This window comes from Phocaeicola plebeius DSM 17135, from assembly GCF_000187895.1.
Taxonomy (GTDB): domain Bacteria; phylum Bacteroidota; class Bacteroidia; order Bacteroidales; family Bacteroidaceae; genus Phocaeicola; species Phocaeicola plebeius.
The window spans coordinates 571786-590419 of sequence record NZ_DS990130.1 but is presented as its reverse complement, the minus strand read 5'-3'; the positions used below and the strand labels follow the sequence as shown (position 1 = coordinate 590419).

The following is an 18634-nucleotide window of genomic DNA, read 5'->3' as shown; positions in this document are numbered from 1 at the left end:
TTTTTATTCTGTATATAATTCGATTTCCAACACGGATACATTGTATGCATACACTGTCTCAATATAATTCCGGCGAATGTCACGGGAAGCATTCAGACTCTGCACAAACTCCGTAATGTTGATTTCACTTTCCTTGAACTTCATCAAGGCACTTTCCTGCAAAGCATCCGCCTCTTTCAACGCAGCCTTGGCATAATAATCCAGACTTTCCTGCTGCTGGCGCACACGACGGTAAAGTTCCTCCACCTTGTTATTCAGTTGCACACGGTTCTGGTCGGCTTCCCATTGAGCAATCTGCAGGCTTACCTTTGCCTGCTTGCTGCGACTGCGCTGCGGGAAGAACAGAATGGGGAAAGACACTCCCACCATCCACGAATTCAAGCCATTCAGCGGAGCAATTTTCTGACGGACATAACCCAGCGAGAACTCCGGGAAGAACTTGCTCCGTTCTATCCGGAGCTGTGATTTCTTTTCCTGTACCTGACTGGCAAAATAGTTCAGATGAGGGGCCGAAAGCATCCGGTCTTGCAAGGACAGCGGAAGCACAGCCAATGAACTGTCATTGGGAACCACCTGCTCACCGGCATAGCATGCCCAGGCGAAACGGCGGGAAGCCAGTTCCATCTCCTCCCGCGCCTGCAGGCTGCGAGTGTGAAGTTCGGCAGCAAGTGTTGCAATCATATTACGCTCCGTCTGGTCAATATCTCCCTGCTGATAACGCAAGTCACCGCTCTCACGCAATTTCAAGGCCAGTTCTTCTTGCGCTCCATACAAATGATACAGGTGGAAAGCATACTGATAATATACCCAGGCACGTTTCACTTCGGCCACAATCTCTTTCTTCACCATGTCACGGTAATGAGTACCAGTGGTTACCTGGGCATTCACCAGCGCATTCTTATAAAAAGGAGTCAGCAAAGAGCCTAACGACTGTTCCACGGCCAGTTCATTATCTTTCTTGTATTCTCCGTTCAATTGTCCCCAGGAATAGCTGAACGAGGTATTTCCTCCATCCCACACCTCACCACGGGCTGCGCGGCTGCGTTCAATCTCCGCACTGGCCATCTTCAGACGGGGATGGTTCTGCAAGGCTATTTCTACCGCCTCATCCAGGGTAATTGCTTTCTGCGGAGTAACTGCAGAAACGGATACAGCTGCAAGGAGCAACATACACGTCATACCCGCCTTGCGCCCCAACCGTGCACGGTGTTTTTTCCGGCCCCACAGATGGGCTATCACATTTACCAGACGATAAAATACCGGAATGACAATCAGGGTCAAAACAGTAGACACTATCAGCCCACCAATCACTACCGTGGCCAGCGGACGCTGTACCTCGGCACCGGCAGAAGTAGCTACGGCCATCGGCACAAAGCCCAATGAAGCTACCAATCCGGTCAGGAAGACAGGTCTCAACAGATGAGGACATCCTTTTGCAATAATTCGGTTCGTACACATGGTATATGTTTTTTCTTTTCGCAAATCATTAAAATGGTTAATCATCAGAATACCGTTCAACACGGCTACACCAAACAGGGCAATGAATCCTACGCCGGCTGAAATACTGAACGGAAGTCCGCGCAGCCACAGAGCTACCACACCACCAATCAGTGACAAGGGCACTGTAGAAAAGACAACCAATGAATAGATAACACTGCGGAAGGCAAAGAACAGCAACAGCAGAATCAGCATCAGCGCAATCGGAATGACAATGCTCAGGGTACGCACGGCATTCTGCAAGTTCTCAAACTGTCCACCGTATTCCCAGTAGTATCCCGGTTTCAACTTGATATTTTTTTCCAGAGAGGTACGTATCTGCTCTACTACCTGCTGAATATCGGCATCGCGCACATTGACCCCAATGACAATCCGTCGTTTGGTCGCATCGCGGTTAATCTGCAAAGGACCGTTTTCCAAATCAATGCTGGCTACCTCGCTGACCGGTATCTGAATACCTTCTCCCGTGCGGACAAACAGTTTGTCGATATTCAAGTCCTTCACCTTTTCGTTATCCAAACGAAGTACCAGGTCGAAACGACGTTCGTTTTCAAAGACTACCCCGGCGGTTTCTCCAGCGTATGCCGTACGAATAATGGAATTCAACTCTTCTATGTCAATGCCATAACGGGCTATTTTAGAGCGGTCATACTTCACCAACAATTGCGGAAGTCCCATGGCCTGCTCCACCAACACATCAGCGGCTCCAGGCACCTGTTCCACAAATTTCGCAGCTTCTTTGGCCTTGGCATACAACTCAGCCATATCCTCTCCATACAGTTTGATAGCAATGTCGGCTTTGGCACCCGTCATCAACTCATTGAAACGCAACTGAATAGGCTGGCTGAAGTTGAATTCTGCCCCTTCTACTGTTTCCAATGACTTCTTCATCTTCTCTACCATCTCTGCCCGACTGCTGGCCGATGTCCATTCACTGAAAGGCTTCATCACAATCATCACGTCGGCATCCTCTACCGCCATCGGATCGGTCGGGACCTCTGCAGTACCAATCTTGGCAACCACATGCTTGATTTCCGGAAAATCCTGCTTCAGTTTCTTTTCAGCCTCAAGCGACACCTCGATGCTACGGCTCAATGAACTACCTGCCGGAAGCGTCATCTGCATGGCAAAGTCACCTTCGTCGAGAGTTGGAATAAACTCGGCGCCCAAGCGGGTAAACAGGAAGAACGAGAGTATTAATAAGGTAAAGGCTGACACCAGCGTACCCCATACATGCGACAGGCAGAAGTCCAGTGCACAGCGATATACACGGTTCAATTTCTCAAAAAAGCGGTCGGCCAATGTCGGTTTTACCGATACCGTACGTTTCAGGAACAAGGAAGCCATCATCGGCACATAAGTCAGCGACAGCAACAGAGCACCGATAATACAGAACACCAGCGTCTTGGCCATCGGGGTAAAGTATTTTCCTTCGATTCCGGTCAAAGTCAATATAGGGAAGAACACAATCAGAATAATCAGAACGGCAAACGTGGCACTTCGTACGACATTGCCAGCTCCTTTCTCCACCTCTGCATCCATTTCTTCTTTGCTGAGGGTACGCCCCATCAACCGACGGCCGTAGATATGTGCCAAAATTCCTTCCAATATCACAATGGAACCGTCTACCACAATACCAAAGTCGATAGCTCCCAAACTCATCAGGTTGGCAGATACACCGAACACTCTCATCAGAATAAAGGCAAAAAGCATAGCTAACGGGATTACGGAAGCCACAATCAATCCTGCACGGACATTGCCGAGGAACAGAATCAATACCAGGAACACAATAATGGCTCCTTCCACCAAGTTGCGGATAACTGTCGAAATGTTACGGTTCACCAATTCTGAACGATTCAGATAAGGTTCTACACTGACGCCTTCGGGAAGCATCTTCTGTACCTTCGCCACGCGTTTTTCCAACTCCTGCGTGACCACATTGGCATTGGCACCTTTCAGCATCATGGCAATACCTCCCACGCATTCACCTTCTCCATCCTTGGTCATGGCACCAAAACGCTTGGGAGCCCCATAGCGTACTTTAGCAATGTCGCTTACATGTACAGGAATACCTCCACGATTGGTCACGACAATCTGTTCAATATCTTTCAAGTCGGTAATCATACCTTCCGAACGGATGTAATACGCACGGTTTACCTTTTCTATATAACTACCTCCGGTATTCTGGTTATTGCGGCTCAATGCATCGTACACATCGCTGATGGTGATATTGAGCGAATACAAGGCATCCGGGTCGACAGCCACTTCATATTGCTTCAGGTATCCTCCGAAACTGTTGATTTCCACGATACCCGGAATACCCGAAAGCTGTCTTTTCACAATCCAGTCTTGAATGGTACGCAACTCCATGGCATCATACTTGTCTTCATACCCAGGAGCTACTTTCAGTACATACTGGTAGATTTCACCCAAACCGGTGGTAATGGGCATCATCTCCGGCACACCCAACTCCGAAGGTATTTCTCCGGCCACGGTTTGTATCTGTTCATTCACCAGCTGACGGGCATCCAATGTGGGCACACTTTCCTTAAACACCACGGTCACCAGCGACAAGCCGAAACGGGACACGGAACGAATTTCCTCCACATTCATGATGTTGCTCATGGCCACTTCTATCGGAAAAGTAATCAACTGTTCCACCTCCTGCGGGGCCAAAGTGGGCGACACGGTAACAATCTGTACCTGATTATTGGTAATGTCGGGCACTGCATCGATGGGCAATGTCAGCATTGAATAAATGCCCCCAATCATTAAAAACAAGGTTGTCAGCACGACAAACAGTTTTTTTCGAATTGAAAAACGGACTATTTTCTTAAACATTTTCTTGTGTATTGATTGATGATGGAAACAAAATTACTTCACACCACACAATAAAAGCCCAACAAACGTGCGAAGCTGACAAATCAAGGGTTGAACTAACCTATCAGAATGATGAAATGCCAAAATCGGGAGTACACGTGTAATCTTCGTTTTTTCTATGTCAGTGTGGCAGTTTTTTATTATTTTTGCAGCCAATTTGAATAAAACTGCCATTAAGGCACGAAATTTGTTAGAGGGAAAAGAAAACTATTCAATCGAAAATAAAAAACCATTAAGATATGAACAACGAAAATAAAAATCCGAACGTGGAAGAAGAATTGAAAAAGCAGTCACAAGAAGCTGCCGAGAATGAACAAACGACTTCCGAAGCATCAGAAGCACAGGAAAATGCCTCTTCAGAAGAAAAGGAACTGACCGCAGAAGAAAAGTTGGGGAAAGAACTGGAAGAAGCTCAGAAAGTCATCGACGAGCAGAAAGACAAATACCTGCGTCTGTCTGCTGAATTCGACAACTTCCGCAAACGTACCTTAAAGGAAAAAGCTGAATTAATCAAAAACGGAGGAGAAAAGGCTATCAATGCTATCCTGCCGATTCTGGACGACTTGGAACGTGCACTGCAGAACATGCAGAAGGCAGAAGACGTGAAAGCCATTTATGAGGGAGTGGAACTGATTTATCAGAAGTTTTTGAAAAACCTGCACCAGGAAGGCTTGGAAAAGATGGAACCTGTGGGCGAAGCATTTGATACTGACTTCCATGAAGCTGTGGCTTTGGTGCCTGCTCCAAGCGAAGAACAGAAAGGAAAGGTACTGGATTGTGTACAGACCGGATATAAACTGAATGAAAAAGTCATCCGCCATGCAAAAGTGGTGGTTGCCCAATAATAAACAGGTATAGTCATGGCGAAAAGAGATTATTATGAAGTGCTGGGGGTTGCCAAAACAGCCACGGCAGACGAAATAAAGAAGGCCTACCGAAAGAAGGCCATCCAATATCATCCGGACCGCAACCCGGGTGATAAGGAAGCGGAAGAGAAATTCAAGGAAGCCGCAGAGGCTTACGAAGTTTTGAGCAACCCGGACAAGCGTTCACGCTATGACCAGTTCGGTTTTGCCGGAGTAGACGGTGCAGCCGGAGGTGGAAGTGGATTTGGCGGATTTGGCGGCCAAGGCATGTCAATGGACGATATTTTCTCTATGTTCGGCGATATTTTCGGCGGACACGGAGGCTTTGGCGGATTCAGCAGTGGATTTGGTGGCGGAGGCCAGTCACGTCAGCGGAAATTCCGTGGTTCAGACTTGCGCGTAAAGGTCAAACTGAACCTGAAGGAGATTTCTACTGGAGTTGAAAAGAAATTCAAGCTGAAGAAATACGTAGAATGCAGCCACTGTCATGGTACAGGAGCAGAAGGTGACGGAGGTACAGAAACCTGTCCTACATGTCACGGAACGGGTAGCGTAACCCGCACACAGCAGAGCATTTTCGGCATGATGCAGACACAGTCTGTATGTCCGCAGTGCGGCGGTGAAGGTAAAATCATCAAAAACAAGTGTAAGGAATGTAACGGTGAAGGAGTGGTTTACGGTGAAGAAGTGGTAACCGTGAAGATTCCGGCCGGCGTGGCTGAAGGCATGCAGGTGACCATCAACGGAAAAGGTAATGCCGGAAAACACAACGGGGTACCGGGCGACTTGCTGGTATTGATTGAGGAAGAAAAGCATCCAGAACTCATTCGTGACGAAAGTGACTTGATCTACAACCTTCTGCTGAGCGTACCAACCGCAGCATTAGGAGGTACGGTAGAAATCCCGACCATCGACGGAAAGGCAAAAATCAAGATTGAGCCGGGCACGCAGCCAGGTAAAGTACTTCGCTTGCGCGGCAAAGGTCTGCCCAACATCAACAGCTACGGCTACAACACCGGTACAGGCGACTTGCTGGTAAATATCAGCGTCTACATTCCGGAAACGCTGACGAAAGAAGAACGTCAGGCACTGGAAAAATGGCAGGAAGCAGAGAACTTCAAGCCAAATACAAGCCTGAAAGAAAAAATCTTCAAGAAATTCAGAAGTTTATTCGATTAAGCAACTGCTTTTCAGATACAAGAAAGGACTGTCTCCCCTACAGGTGGAGTCAGTCCTTTCTGCATTTAAACACGATTCCTGCAAGTCGCCGATTTCGGCCAGAAGCCTTTTCCCTGTACTTCCGAAGAAGTACTCCAGTACTGCATAGAGAGTATTCCAGTACTTTCGTGGAAGTACTACAGTACTCCTTAAGAAGTACTGAAAAGAGAACAGGACATTTCAGATTCTGCTCCGGTCCACATCGTCTTCTTTATCCAAATAAAATTTAAACCAGGACTAAAAAGAGATAACAGCCTAAATAGCAGTGACATTTTTTGTATTTTTGGGGTAACAAAAAAATGAAAGTCATGAAAAAATATATCTTGCTGCTGACATTGTTCTGTCCGTTACTCGTTTGGGCACAGACAGAAAATCCGAAGTCGCTTCCTTCCGACTCCCTTTCCACGACATTGCATGCAGAACAGCTCATGGCTAAGGATACACTCAGTGTACCCCTACCCGCTCCTGTTCCGCAGCATTACCTATACTCTCCCTTCGATATGTATGGCATTACTCCGTTCAATTACGGCTATGCCACCTGGGAGCTACATAAAGGATTCAATGCTTCCATCGGCATGAATGTCACGTTCAGTCCGAGCAAATACGCTCCTTCCGGAGTGGGTTTCGGTCAGGATGCCGCTTTCTTGTACGCCGTACCGCTGAACAAGCGCTTCAGCGTTGCAGGCGGATTGTATGCCAGCAACTTCAACTGGGGTGGCATCAACTACCGCAATGTGGGAATTACCGGCATTGCTGCGTTTAAAGTCAACGAGCGTATCAGTCTGTATGCCTATGGCAACAAGTCGCTCATGCCGAAACGTTCACCCTATTACTATCCCATGCCTAATTTCGCTCCCGACCGGATTGGAGGAATGATTAATTTCAAATTTAATGAAAGCAGTTCCATCAGCATCGGAGTAGAAGGAATCAAATACCCACAAGGGGCTTACTGGTAAATGAAATCGTAAAAAGATAGGTTATCCTGATAAAAATGATGATATTTGCAGCTGTTTTTAAAAAGCAGAAATCATGAATTATCAGGAAACACTTACCTACTTATATAATAGTGCCCCTCTGTTTCAGCAAGTGGGCAAAGATGCCTACAAAGAGGGATTAGACAACACGTATGCGCTAGATGACTACTTCCATCACCCTCACCGCAAATTCCATACGATTCACGTGGCAGGAACCAACGGGAAAGGTTCTTGTTCACATACATTGGCTGCCATTCTACAGGCTGCAGGCTATAAAACCGGACTTTATACTTCTCCTCACTTAGTGGATTTCCGTGAGCGTATCCGCGTAAACGGTACTCCGGTAAGCCAGGAATTTGTCATCGACTTTGTAGAAAAGCACCGTGCTTTCTTCGAACCGCTCCACCCTTCTTTCTTTGAACTGACCACCGCCATGGCATTCACTTATTTCGCTGAACAGCAGGTGGATGTAGCCGTTATAGAGGTTGGCCTTGGAGGAAGACTGGACTGCACCAACATCATTCAGCCCGACCTGTGTGTCATTACCAACATTAGTTTCGACCATGTACAGTTTTTAGGCAATACTCTGGAAAAAATTGCTTCAGAAAAGGCAGGCATCATTAAAGAAGGTACTCCGGTTGTAATCGGTGAAACCACCCCCGAAACCCGCCCTGTCTTCCAAGCTAAGGCAACTGCCGTAGGAGCGCCCATTGTATTTGCCGAAGACGAACACCTGCTCATCCATGCAACCCGCAACGAAGCGATGCATTACGTCTACCAAACTGCTGACTATCCTCAACTAGAGGGTGAACTGGGAGGCTTATGCCAGCTAAAGAATACCAATACCCTACTCTCGGCTATCCGCCAGCTTCGTCATGCAGGGTATAATCTGTCAGAAGAGAATGTGCGTGAAGGCTTCCTTCATGTCTGCGAGCTGACCGGTCTGATGGGACGCTGGCAGAAATTAGGTGAGAAACCGACCATTATCTGCGATACCGGACACAATACGGGAGGCATGCAATACATTACCGAACAACTCAGACATCAGACTTATAAAACCTTACATATTGTCATCGGCATGGTGAACGATAAGGATGTGAGTGGTGTATTGTCCATGTTGCCTAAAGATGCACGATATTATTTCACGCAAGCCAGCGTGAAACGAGCTCTTCCCTACCAGCAGATGAAAGCACTGGCCGAGACCTTCAATTTGCACGGAGAAGCCTACCCCCATGTGAAAGAAGCCTTCGAAGCAGCCAAGGAACAGGCCCAGCCGGACGATTTTATTTTTGTGGGAGGAAGCAGTTTTATTGTGGCCGATTTACTTTCTTTAAACAATTAAAGAACGTTCTTTCTTCGAAAATGTTTGGGTATATTGAAGAAAATCTTTTTATTTGCACAACAAAATAATGTGTGAACTAAAAGATTTTAATAATATGAACAACACATTTTACAAAGAAAATAATTTAAGCGGCTTAAAAAGAGCAGATTTTCAAAAAATTGTAGACGGCAAAGAGACAGATTTGTTTATTCTTTCTAACCAGCAAGGTGCCGAAGTAGCAATTACAAACTATGGGGGAGCAATCTTAACTGTGATGGTACCGGACAAAAACGGTAAACTGGCCAATGTGGTACAGGGACATGACAGTATCGACAATGTAATCAATAGTCACGAACCTTTCCTGAGTACATTAATCGGACGCTATGGCAACCGTATTGCGAAAGGCAGTTTCCTGATGGACGGACAAGAACATAATTTGACCATCAATAATGGTCCTAACTCCCTGCATGGAGGTCCGACTGGTTTCCATGCCCGTGTATGGGATGCCAAACAGGAAGATGAACATAGCGTAACGCTGCACTATCTCTCTAAAGATGGGGAAGAAGGTTTCCCAGGCAATCTGGACATCACAGTTACTTATACGCTGACAGGACAAAATGAACTGGTCATCACTTACGTAGCCAACTGCGACAAGAAGACCATTATCAACCTGACAAACCACGCATTTTTCAGCCTGGCAGGTTTGAATAATCCGACTCCGACCGTAGACAATAACATCGTCACAATCAACGCAGATTTTTATATTCCAATAGACGAAGTATCTATCCCTACAGGAGAAATATTGAAGGTAGAAGGTACTCCGATGGACTTCCGTACACCGCACACAGTGGGAAGCCGTATTAATGAACCGTTCCAGCAGCTCATCAACGGAGCTGGATACGACCATTGCTACGTGCTGAACAAACGCGAAACGGAAGCTTTGGTATTTGCGGCTAAATGCGTAGAACCGGAAAGCGGACGTTCGCTGGAAGTTTATACCACAGAGCCGGGGGTACAAGTATACACAGCCAACTGGCACAATGGTTTCACTGGATACCACGGTGCTACATTCCCGGCAAGAAGCGCTATCTGCTTTGAAGCACAGCACTTCCCCGACTCACCCAACAAAGGACACTTCCCGTCAGTCGTACTGAAACCGGAAGATACCTACCATCAAGTAACTATCTATAAGTTCGGAGTTGAAAAATAAAAATCTAATTCTTTAATTAACCTATAACAAACTAACACCTTTAAACAACATGTCACAACAACAAAAAAGCTATTTGTTACCCATAGTAATGATGTTCGCATTGTTTGCTATGATTTCTTTCGTAACCGGTTTGCCGGCTCCATTCGGAGTTATCGTACAGAGTGAATTTGGAGCTACCAACCTGGAAGCTACACTCGGATTTGCTGCGAACTTCATTGCATACGCATTTATGGGTATTCCTTCGGGACTTCTTTTACAGAAAATCGGATACAAGAAAACAGCATTGATTGCTATTGCTGTAGGATTCATTGGTGTAGGTATTCAGGCATTGGCCTCTAAAGGCGGATTCTCTGTATATTTGGCTGGAGCCTTCATCTCTGGTTTCTCTATGTGTATGCTGAACACAGTAGTTAACCCGATGCTGAACACTTTGGGCGGCGGCGGCAAGAAAGGAAACCAGCTTATCCAGACTGGTGGTTCACTGAACTCTTTGTCAGCTACTATCGTTCCGGTATTGGTAGGTTACCTGATGGGTGCCAACGTAGAAGAACGTACTATCGCTAAGGCTTTGCCGGCACTTTACATTGCCATGGCTATCTTCGCCATCGCGTTCCTGGTACTTTTCTTCATGGCAATCCCTGAACCAAGCTTGTCTAAGGCAAACAAGAGCAAAGGCGAACACAGCCCGTTGTCTTTCCGTCACTTCAAGTTGGGAACTATCGCCATCTTCGTATACGTAGGTATTGAAGTAGGTGTTCCTCACTTTGCAAACTTGTTTATGACTGCACAAGTGAATGAAGGCGGTCTGGGTATCGATCCGGCCATTGCAGGTTCTATCGTAGGAACTTACTGGTTCCTGATGCTTATCGGTCGTCTGATTGGTGCTTCACTTGGTGCTCAGTTCAGTAGCAAAGCCATGTTGACCGTAGCTTCTATTCTCGGATTGATTTTGATTGGTATCGCTTTTGTAACCCCATTGAGCAGCGTAGTCAACATGCCGGTATTCAAAAGCGGAGCTAGCCTGTCATTCGGACTGGAAGCTGTTCCTGTCAGCGTAATGTGTATGGCACTCTGCGGACTCTGTACTTCAATCATGTGGGGTGGTATCTTCAACCTGGCTGTAGAAGGACTGGGTAAATACACAGAAGCTGCTTCCGGAATCTTCATGGTAATGGTTTGCGGTGGTGGATTGCTTCCGTTGTTACAAGGTGGAGTAGCCGACTCAGCAGGTTACCTGAACAGCTTTATCGTAATTGCAGCCGCATTGGCATACTTGTTGTTCTATGCGTTGATCGGATGCAAGAATGTGAACAAAGACATTCCGACTGAATAAAAAAAGACATAAGGATGAAGGATGGACTCATTCTTCATCCTTTCTTGTTTATATACCAGAATTTATTAACCTTTAATTTTTATCATTATGGACATAGAATTTGTAAGAAGCCGCTTTATCAAGCATTTCGACGGTACAACAGGCTCAGTATATACTTCTCCGGGACGAATCAACCTGATTGGTGAGCACACTGACTACAACGGAGGTTTTGTATTCCCGGGAGCTGTAGACAAAGGTATGGTGGCTGAAATCAAACCGAACGGAAAAGATAAAGTTTGCGCTTATTCTATCGACTTGAAAGATTACGTAGAATTCGGATTGAACGAAGAAGATGCTCCGAAAGCAAGCTGGGCACGTTATATCTTTGGTGTTTGCCGTGAAATGATCAAACGCGGAGTTGACGTAAAAGGCTTTAATACTGCATTTGCAGGTGATGTACCTCTGGGTGCAGGTATGTCTTCTTCTGCTGCATTGGAATCTACATACGCATACGCTTTGAACGATTTGTTCGGCGACAACAAAATTGACAAATTCGAACTGGCTAAAGTAGGTCAGGCTACAGAACACAACTACTGTGGAGTAAACTGCGGTATCATGGACCAATTTGCTTCTGTATTCGGTAAAGAAGGTCACCTGATTCGTTTGGACTGCCGCTCACTGGAATACCAGTACTTCCCATTCAGACCGGACGGATACCGTTTGGTATTGGTTGATTCTGTAGTAAAACATGAACTGGCATCTTCTGCATACAACAAACGCCGTCAGAGCTGCGAAGCTGTTGTAGCTGCTATCAAGAAGAATCACCCGACTGTAGAATTCCTGAGAGACTGCACAATGGATATGCTGAACGAAGTAAAAGCTGAAGTTTCTGAAGAAGACTACATGCGTGCTGAATACGTAATCGAAGAAATCCAGCGTGTACTCGACGTATGCGATGCATTGGAAAGAGGCGACTACGAAACAGTAGGACAGAAAATGTATGAAACTCACCATGGTATGAGCAAACTGTATGAAGTAAGCTGCGAAGAGCTCGACTTCCTGAACGATATTGCTTTTGACTGTGGAGTTACTGGTTCACGCGTTATGGGCGGTGGATTCGGTGGATGTACCATCAACCTGGTTAAGAACGAATTGTATGAAACATTCATTTCTACTGCAAAAGAACGCTTCAAAGAAAAATTCGGTCGCAGCCCGAAAGTATACGATGTAGTTATCAGCGACGGTTCACATAAAGTTTGCTAATTCTATATCCATCATATCATAAAAAAAGCACGAATTTCGGTTCGTGCTTTTTTTTATGATATATACAAAGTCAATCGCCGCGATAATAATAAAGCAATGAATGCCGCGCAATAAAGTCCGCATTAAGCTTCACCAGCATCTTCTCTCCTACTTCAGGCAGTTCTGCATCTGGCAGTAAGTTCTTCTCAATACAATAATGCAGCAAATCCGGTGGGCAAAGCATCTCTTCCGTCAACATACGGAATGCATTTTGCGAAGCCTCTTCCCGATCGTAATAAGGATTTTCCGTGTCGGCAATGTATTCACACACGTCCTTCGCCAGCAAAAGCCCTTTCTGCTCATCCACCATCAATACAAAGTTCCGGCAACTCTTCATCTGCGGCAAGGTGTGATTTTCATCATCCGGCCACTGCAGAATCTCTACCAGGAAGCGTTTCAATGAATCATAGCCGTTGAGATAAATAATCTTGCGTCCGCCAGTCCACAAGGTAAATAGACGATAAATCTCCGCATTCTTCTGCAGAATATTTTCCGGTATTTCCTTTTCCTCCTGATACAGACGAGGAACCGATTTCCAGCACGCAGCCTGCTTACCAGCCAACAACTCAATCCATTCGTGAAGGAACAATGCCAAAGGACCCGTAGGAATAATAAAACGGTCGTCTGGTGCTACTCGTTCAATGTAAGGCAGCATAGAAGGTTCCGTAAGGTAAGTGTGGCCGAAAAGCCATGACAATTTCCTGTCAGCCTCTTTTTCATCTATATATCCGGCAAAATAATCCTTCAGCAACTCATTCTCAGGAGCCACCTCATAAGCTTCCTCCAGTAATGGCAGAAAAGCCTGTGCCTGCTTCAAAATTGCAGTATCCAGCGGGTTCACATACCTATGTGAGTAAGGAGCCTTCTGCCAAGTATTCCAAATGATAAAACGTATATCCTCCAGGTTCACCTCTCCCTTCATATAATCTTTCCCTGTAGGATAAAATGGAAGACATCTGCCATACAAACGGGTATGAGCAGTGGCAAATCCCTGCCACAATCCCAGTCCGGAGATTATATCTTCCAGATAAGCCGCCACATACAAACTTACATTCTTGCGAAACGTCTCAGGCAATTCCTCCAAATGACAGACCGCATAAAGTTTATTGGCCAACTCCACAAAAAACGTATCTGAAGAACAAACTGTCGTATACGGATGAATAGCCAGCCAGTCGTTCAAATAAATCACATTCTTTTTCATATATATTCGTTCATTTGAATAATCAGTTTCGAGTAAAAAGTGTCACAAGCAATGAAATCAGTGTCAGGCCGATTCCTACACAGACAACTCCGGTCCAACCCCATGCATGCCAGAAAGTACCGGCCAGAAAGGTTCCTAGTGAACCGCCCACAAAATAAGTTGTCATAAAGATGGTATTCACCCGGTTAGTTGCCTTGGGAGCCTGCGACAATGCACAGGTTTGATTACCTATCTGCACACATTGCATACCGATATCTATCACGATAATTCCTATGATAAAACCTAAATAAGAGTTCTGGAAGACAAACATGATAACCCAAGCCGCGATAATAAGAAGACAACCTAGAAAAGTAAAAAACCGCACTCCAAACTTATGTACCAGACTCCCAACAAAAGAAGCTGTCAACGCACCAGCCACTCCACACAGTCCCAGCATACCGATGATGTTATTTCCTGCATAAAACGGTTCCCCACTCAACTTAAAGGCCAGGCACGCCCACAACGCCAGAAAACTACCAAAACAAAGTCCGGCCCGTGCAGAAACCAAACGAATAGTAGAATTGTCCCGATACAGCGTAAAAAGCGATTTCATCAGTCCTTTGTACGTACCTTTGAAATTTAGCGGCATATCCGGCAACACCCGAACTACCACAAAAATACAAAGCAACATGATGACGGCTGCAATATAATACATCGTACGCCATCCCCAATATTCTCCTACAAAACCACTGATTACCCGCGAACCCAAAATTCCTGTCAGCAAACCGCTGACCATCATCCCCACGTTACGTGCTTTATTCTGTGGCAGTGAGAACTGTGCAGCAATCGGAATAAAAATCTGCGGCATAACTGAACAAACTCCTGTCACCAGCGAAGCCAGCAGGATGTAAAACACATTCACAGACATGGCAATGCTACAAGTTGCCACCGACAATAAGAGAAAGTTAATAACAATGATATTCTTCCGCTTGTACAAATCCCCCAAAGGGATAATAAACAACAATCCCAGTGCATACCCAATCTGTGTGGTCATAGGTATCAGATTGGCAGTAAATTCCGAGATACCCAAATCTTCACTGATACGATTCAGCAACGGCTGATTATAATACAGATTCGCCACTGAAAGTCCTGATATAATGGCCAGTATCCACAGCAACGAAGCCGGAATTCCATTATTCTCTTCCAATTTCTGTTTCATATTGATAAACTCTTACTTTCATTCTGCAAAAATAGACAAAAAAACAAATGTCCATAATAAAGTCAACCACTAAGCAAAATGAAAATAAATTCAGGATTCATACAATAACCTTGTTCAATTCGCCTCCTTTGAAGTCAAAAGTTACAAATATATTACGTATAGTTACAACGATGCAAGTCACACAAAATCAGCTCCAAACATTCTACTCCGGAAATAAATTTACTTCTATTGCAAAATAAAAAAGTTAATTATTTACAGCCTAATTTGTTAAATCGTCCACTCTCCAATTATTCGCTGAAAAGATTTTTTAACTTTGCAACAGAAAAAGAGGAATAATACAAAAAGAATCAACGAACTTAACTACAAAGAATTAAGCGAACAAAAACGCTAAAATAGATTTACAATTTATTTAATTAAAAATTTATGGTACATCATTCCAAATTCCTGTATTCCGCATTGGTCGTTTCAGCCATGGCTGTCGGCGCAAATGCTCAGGTAACGACTTCTGCTATCAGCGGAAAAGTTTTAGATGAAACCAAAGCCCCGGTTATCGGTGCTACAGTGGTAGCTATCCACGAACCGTCAGGAACTCTCTACGGTGCAGTGACAAACGTAGATGGACGTTACACCATCCAAGGTATGCGTACCGGTGGTCCCTACAAAATTGAAATCTCATACGTAGGTTACAACAAAACTGCATTTACAGGTATTTCACTTGAACTGGGTAACACACTCAGTCTGAATGCCGAAATGAAACCAAGTTCAGAACTGTTGGACGAAGTAGTAGTCGTAGCTGATGCAAAAGCAAATGCTGGAGCCGCACACAACTTCTCTACACAGAAAATCGAAAACACTCCGACAGTAGACCGTAATGTGTACGACATCGTGAAGAACATGCCGATGGCCATGACTTCAAAGAACGGAGGTATCACATTCGCCGGCTCAAACAACCGTTACAACAGCTTCCAGATTGACGGTACAGTAAGTAACGACGTGTTTGGTTTGTCTGCATCTGGAACTAACGGTGGCCAGACAGGTGCCAACCCGATTTCTATGGATGCCATCCAAGAAATTCAGGTAGTCGTTGCTCCTTTCGACGTACGTCAGAGCGGATTTACCGGAGGTGGTATCAATGCCATTACCAAGCAGGGTACTAACACCACTCACGGTTCGGCCTACACTTACTTCAACAACCAAAATATGTATGGTAAATACAGCGCCGTACGTGATTACGAAAAATCTCCGCTCACCCAGCAGTACACTCGTACTTATGGTGGAACATTGGGCGGTGCCATCGTAAAAGACAAATTGTTCTACTTTGTAAGCGCAGAATCAAAAAAAGAATCTTATCCTTCAAGCATTTATCCGGGATATACAACCTCTTATCTTACTTCTGAACAGGCTAAGCAAATTGCAGATGCATACTACGATATGACAGGCTTCAAAGAAGGATATTCACAACGTAACATTGATAACAAATCATTCGGATTGCTAGCTCGTATTGACTGGAACATCAACCAGAACCATAAACTAGCATTACGCTATCAGCACAACAATTCATACGATGACAATTATGGAGTAGGTTCAACCAGCTACATGTTTGAAAACAGCGGTTACCGCATGAATAACAAGACAAACTCAATCGTAGCCGAATTGACTTCTCACCTGGGACAGAATTTGTACAACGAATTCCGTGCTTCCGCCAGCTTTATCCGTGACCATCGTGATGTAGCTTACCAGGGACCAACTGTACAGATCAGCAATATTCCAGCACCGGACGGAACAAACATCACTGCCAACATCGGTACGGAATATTCTTCTGGAGCCAATTACTTGGATCAGGACATCTACACTTTCGAAGATAACTTGTCATGGTACCTTGGAAATCATACACTGACCTTTGGTACTCACAATGAGATCTATAAGATGACAAACCTCTTCATCCAAGCTTCTAACGGTTCATGGTATTATAATTCATTGGAAGATTTTATTGCTGACCGCCCTTATAAATACACCTATAAGTATACAGATCCAACTCTGACAGGTGGTGATACTAAGTGGGCACCTGCTATGAAGTCTGGTCAGTTCGGATTCTATGCACAAGACAAATGGGATGTCAATAACAACTTCAATCTGACATACGGATTGCGTATCGACATTCCGGTTATCTTCAATAATCCGACTACAAACGACGCATTCAACCAGTTTGCTGAATCACAGAACCTGAACGCACGTGTAGGTCAGAACCCTAGTGCAAAAGTCTTGTTCTCACCGCGTGTAGGTTTCCGCTGGTACACTAACGATTCACACAACACATTGCTCCGCGGTGGTATCGGTATCTTCACAGGACGTGTACCGTTCGTATGGCTGTCTAATGCTTTCAATAACACTGGTATGGAAAGCAAAGGAACCACCATCACTCCAGAAGATGCAGATGGAAACTACACTTACGACGCACCAAAACTGGGAGAATATGCAGACAATCCGCTGGGAGCTGCCAATTCACAAAGCGGTGCTTCTGCAAAACCAGACATTGTAACTGTAGACAAAAACTTCAAATACCCGCAAGTATTCCGTGCCAACTTAGCATTGGAGCAGATGTTGCCGGGTGACGTGAAAATGACGTTGGAAGGTATCTACTCAAAGACCATGAACAATGTGTTCTTTGAAAATCTGGCACTGACTCAGAGTGGCAACAAAGTATATGCTGTAGCAGGAAATGAAGCATCTGCAGCTCCTTACTACCAATTCAACTCTGGTAACTATTATAGTATTATCAATCTGAAGAATACGAATAAGGGATACACATATGCTTTATCTGCTTTGTTGGAAAAACGCTTCAACTTCGGTCTAGACTTGTCTGCATCATATACTTTCGGACATGCAAAATCTGTGAACGATGGAACAAGTTCTGTAGCTTATTCTAACTGGAAATACAACTACTCTGTAGACACCAACTCTGGAAATGAACTTGGTTTCTCGAAATTCGATATACCTCACCGTGTAATGGTTCAAGCTTCTTACAACAGTCCGAAATATTGGAACGGCTGGACAAGCACCACTATCTCTGTAATTTACAACGGATTCTCAGGAAGTCGCTACAGTTTAACAATGAATGAAAAATCAGATTACAACGGTGATAAATGGTCTGGAAACTCATTGTTATATATCCCGACAGACGAAGAACTCAGCAAGATGAATTTTGTAGACATTACCGATAAACAAGGAAATGTTACAATGAGTGCAGAGGAAAGTCGTGAAGCATTCAAACAATGGATTGAAAACGATAGCTATGCCAAAAACCATAGAGGTCAATATGCTGAACGTAACTCAAACCTGAGCGATTGGGAGCATGAAATCGATTTGCACTTGGCACAAACTATCTACAATGTGCAAGGAGTTGGAAAACTAGAATTTACATTCGATATCATCAACTTCGCTAATATGTTGAACAAGAAATGGGGAGCAAGCTATAGCTCAGCTTATAACTTATCACCGCTGACTATGACAGGACTTTCTACAGATGCAGATGGCAATAAAATCGCATCTTTCTCTTACAACAAAGCTGAAATCCAGAAGAGCGATATCAGCTCACGCTGGCACTGCCAGGTGGGTGTAAGACTGACTTTCTAATGAAAGACTAACCCTTTACATA

The 18634-nt window shown here is 44.8% G+C and carries 11 protein-coding genes and 1 pseudogene; 8 read left to right on the top strand and 4 right to left on the bottom strand.

Annotated elements, in window-relative coordinates:
• Positions 1-3: 3 nt before the first annotated feature.
• Together BACPLE_RS19895 and BACPLE_RS10565 are read right to left on the bottom strand one after the other, a co-directional pair.
• The gene (locus tag BACPLE_RS19895) at positions 4-519 is read right to left on the bottom strand and encodes a TolC family protein (protein ID WP_394357938.1); all 516 of its coding nucleotides are present in this window, start codon (positions 517-519) and stop codon (positions 4-6) included.
• Between the two features lie 65 nt (positions 520-584).
• Positions 585-4338, bottom strand: a pseudogene (locus BACPLE_RS10565) (CusA/CzcA family heavy metal efflux RND transporter); the annotation flags it as partial.
• Between the two features lie 278 nt (positions 4339-4616).
• Between BACPLE_RS10565 and grpE the strand changes: the two are divergent.
• The 7 genes from grpE (at position 4617) to galK (ending at position 12541) form a co-directional block, all read left to right on the top strand.
• Positions 4617-5222: a nucleotide exchange factor GrpE gene (gene grpE / locus BACPLE_RS10560; RefSeq protein WP_007561678.1), complete on the top strand. Its 606-nt coding sequence runs from the start codon at positions 4617-4619 to the stop codon at positions 5220-5222.
• Between the two features lie 15 nt (positions 5223-5237).
• Complete coding sequence (dnaJ, locus tag BACPLE_RS10555) at positions 5238-6422, top strand: molecular chaperone DnaJ (protein ID WP_007561676.1); 1185 nt, start codon at positions 5238-5240, stop codon at positions 6420-6422.
• A 347-nt stretch (positions 6423-6769) separates the two neighbouring features.
• Entirely contained in the window at positions 6770-7417 is a 648-nt protein-coding gene (locus BACPLE_RS10550; protein WP_148374589.1) for a hypothetical protein, read from the top strand.
• A gap of 73 nt (positions 7418-7490) precedes the next feature.
• Positions 7491-8777 carry a bifunctional folylpolyglutamate synthase/dihydrofolate synthase gene (locus BACPLE_RS10545; protein ID WP_007561674.1) on the top strand — a complete coding sequence of 429 codons (1287 nt, stop codon included), beginning with the start codon at positions 7491-7493 and terminating at the stop codon, positions 8775-8777.
• Positions 8778-8871: 94 nt separating this feature from the next.
• On the top strand, positions 8872-9966 hold the full coding sequence (locus tag BACPLE_RS10540; protein WP_040312989.1) for an aldose epimerase family protein: 1095 nt from the start codon (positions 8872-8874) through the stop codon (positions 9964-9966).
• Positions 9967-10015: 49 nt separating this feature from the next.
• Entirely contained in the window at positions 10016-11299 is a 1284-nt protein-coding gene (locus BACPLE_RS10535; protein WP_007561670.1) for an MFS transporter, read from the top strand.
• 87 nt (positions 11300-11386) lie between these two features.
• Complete coding sequence (gene galK, locus BACPLE_RS10530) at positions 11387-12541, top strand: galactokinase (protein ID WP_007561668.1); 1155 nt, start codon at positions 11387-11389, stop codon at positions 12539-12541.
• 70 nt (positions 12542-12611) lie between these two features.
• On the opposite strand, the gene BACPLE_RS10525 is transcribed toward galK, so the two are convergent.
• Both BACPLE_RS10525 and BACPLE_RS10520 read right to left on the bottom strand, forming a co-directional pair.
• Positions 12612-13781 carry a DUF3843 family protein gene (locus BACPLE_RS10525; RefSeq protein ID WP_007561665.1) on the bottom strand — a complete coding sequence of 390 codons (1170 nt, stop codon included), beginning with the start codon at positions 13779-13781 and terminating at the stop codon, positions 12612-12614.
• 22 nt (positions 13782-13803) lie between these two features.
• Positions 13804-14979 (bottom strand): MFS transporter, encoded by a 1176-nt coding sequence (locus tag BACPLE_RS10520; RefSeq protein WP_007561664.1) that lies wholly within the window; start codon positions 14977-14979, stop codon positions 13804-13806.
• 423 nt (positions 14980-15402) lie between these two features.
• Here BACPLE_RS10520 and BACPLE_RS10515 point away from each other — a divergent pair, with 423 nt between their 5' ends.
• Complete coding sequence (locus BACPLE_RS10515) at positions 15403-18612, top strand: TonB-dependent receptor (protein ID WP_081458123.1); 3210 nt, start codon at positions 15403-15405, stop codon at positions 18610-18612.
• The last annotated feature ends 22 nt before the right edge of the window (positions 18613-18634 follow it).

Coding starts and splice junctions, on each gene's coding strand:
- BACPLE_RS19895 (WP_394357938.1), bottom strand. CDS start 519: ATGCTTTCGGCCCCTCATCTGAACTATTTTGCCAGTCAGGTACAGGAA.
- grpE (WP_007561678.1), top strand. CDS start 4,617: ATGAACAACGAAAATAAAAATCCGAACGTGGAAGAAGAATTGAAAAAG.
- dnaJ (WP_007561676.1), top strand. CDS start 5,238: ATGGCGAAAAGAGATTATTATGAAGTGCTGGGGGTTGCCAAAACAGCC.
- BACPLE_RS10550 (WP_148374589.1), top strand. CDS start 6,770: ATGAAAAAATATATCTTGCTGCTGACATTGTTCTGTCCGTTACTCGTT.
- BACPLE_RS10545 (WP_007561674.1), top strand. CDS start 7,491: ATGAATTATCAGGAAACACTTACCTACTTATATAATAGTGCCCCTCTG.
- BACPLE_RS10540 (WP_040312989.1), top strand. CDS start 8,872: ATGAACAACACATTTTACAAAGAAAATAATTTAAGCGGCTTAAAAAGA.
- BACPLE_RS10535 (WP_007561670.1), top strand. CDS start 10,016: ATGTCACAACAACAAAAAAGCTATTTGTTACCCATAGTAATGATGTTC.
- galK (WP_007561668.1), top strand. CDS start 11,387: ATGGACATAGAATTTGTAAGAAGCCGCTTTATCAAGCATTTCGACGGT.
- BACPLE_RS10525 (WP_007561665.1), bottom strand. CDS start 13,781: ATGAAAAAGAATGTGATTTATTTGAACGACTGGCTGGCTATTCATCCG.
- BACPLE_RS10520 (WP_007561664.1), bottom strand. CDS start 14,979: ATGAAACAGAAATTGGAAGAGAATAATGGAATTCCGGCTTCGTTGCTG.
- BACPLE_RS10515 (WP_081458123.1), top strand. CDS start 15,403: ATGGTACATCATTCCAAATTCCTGTATTCCGCATTGGTCGTTTCAGCC.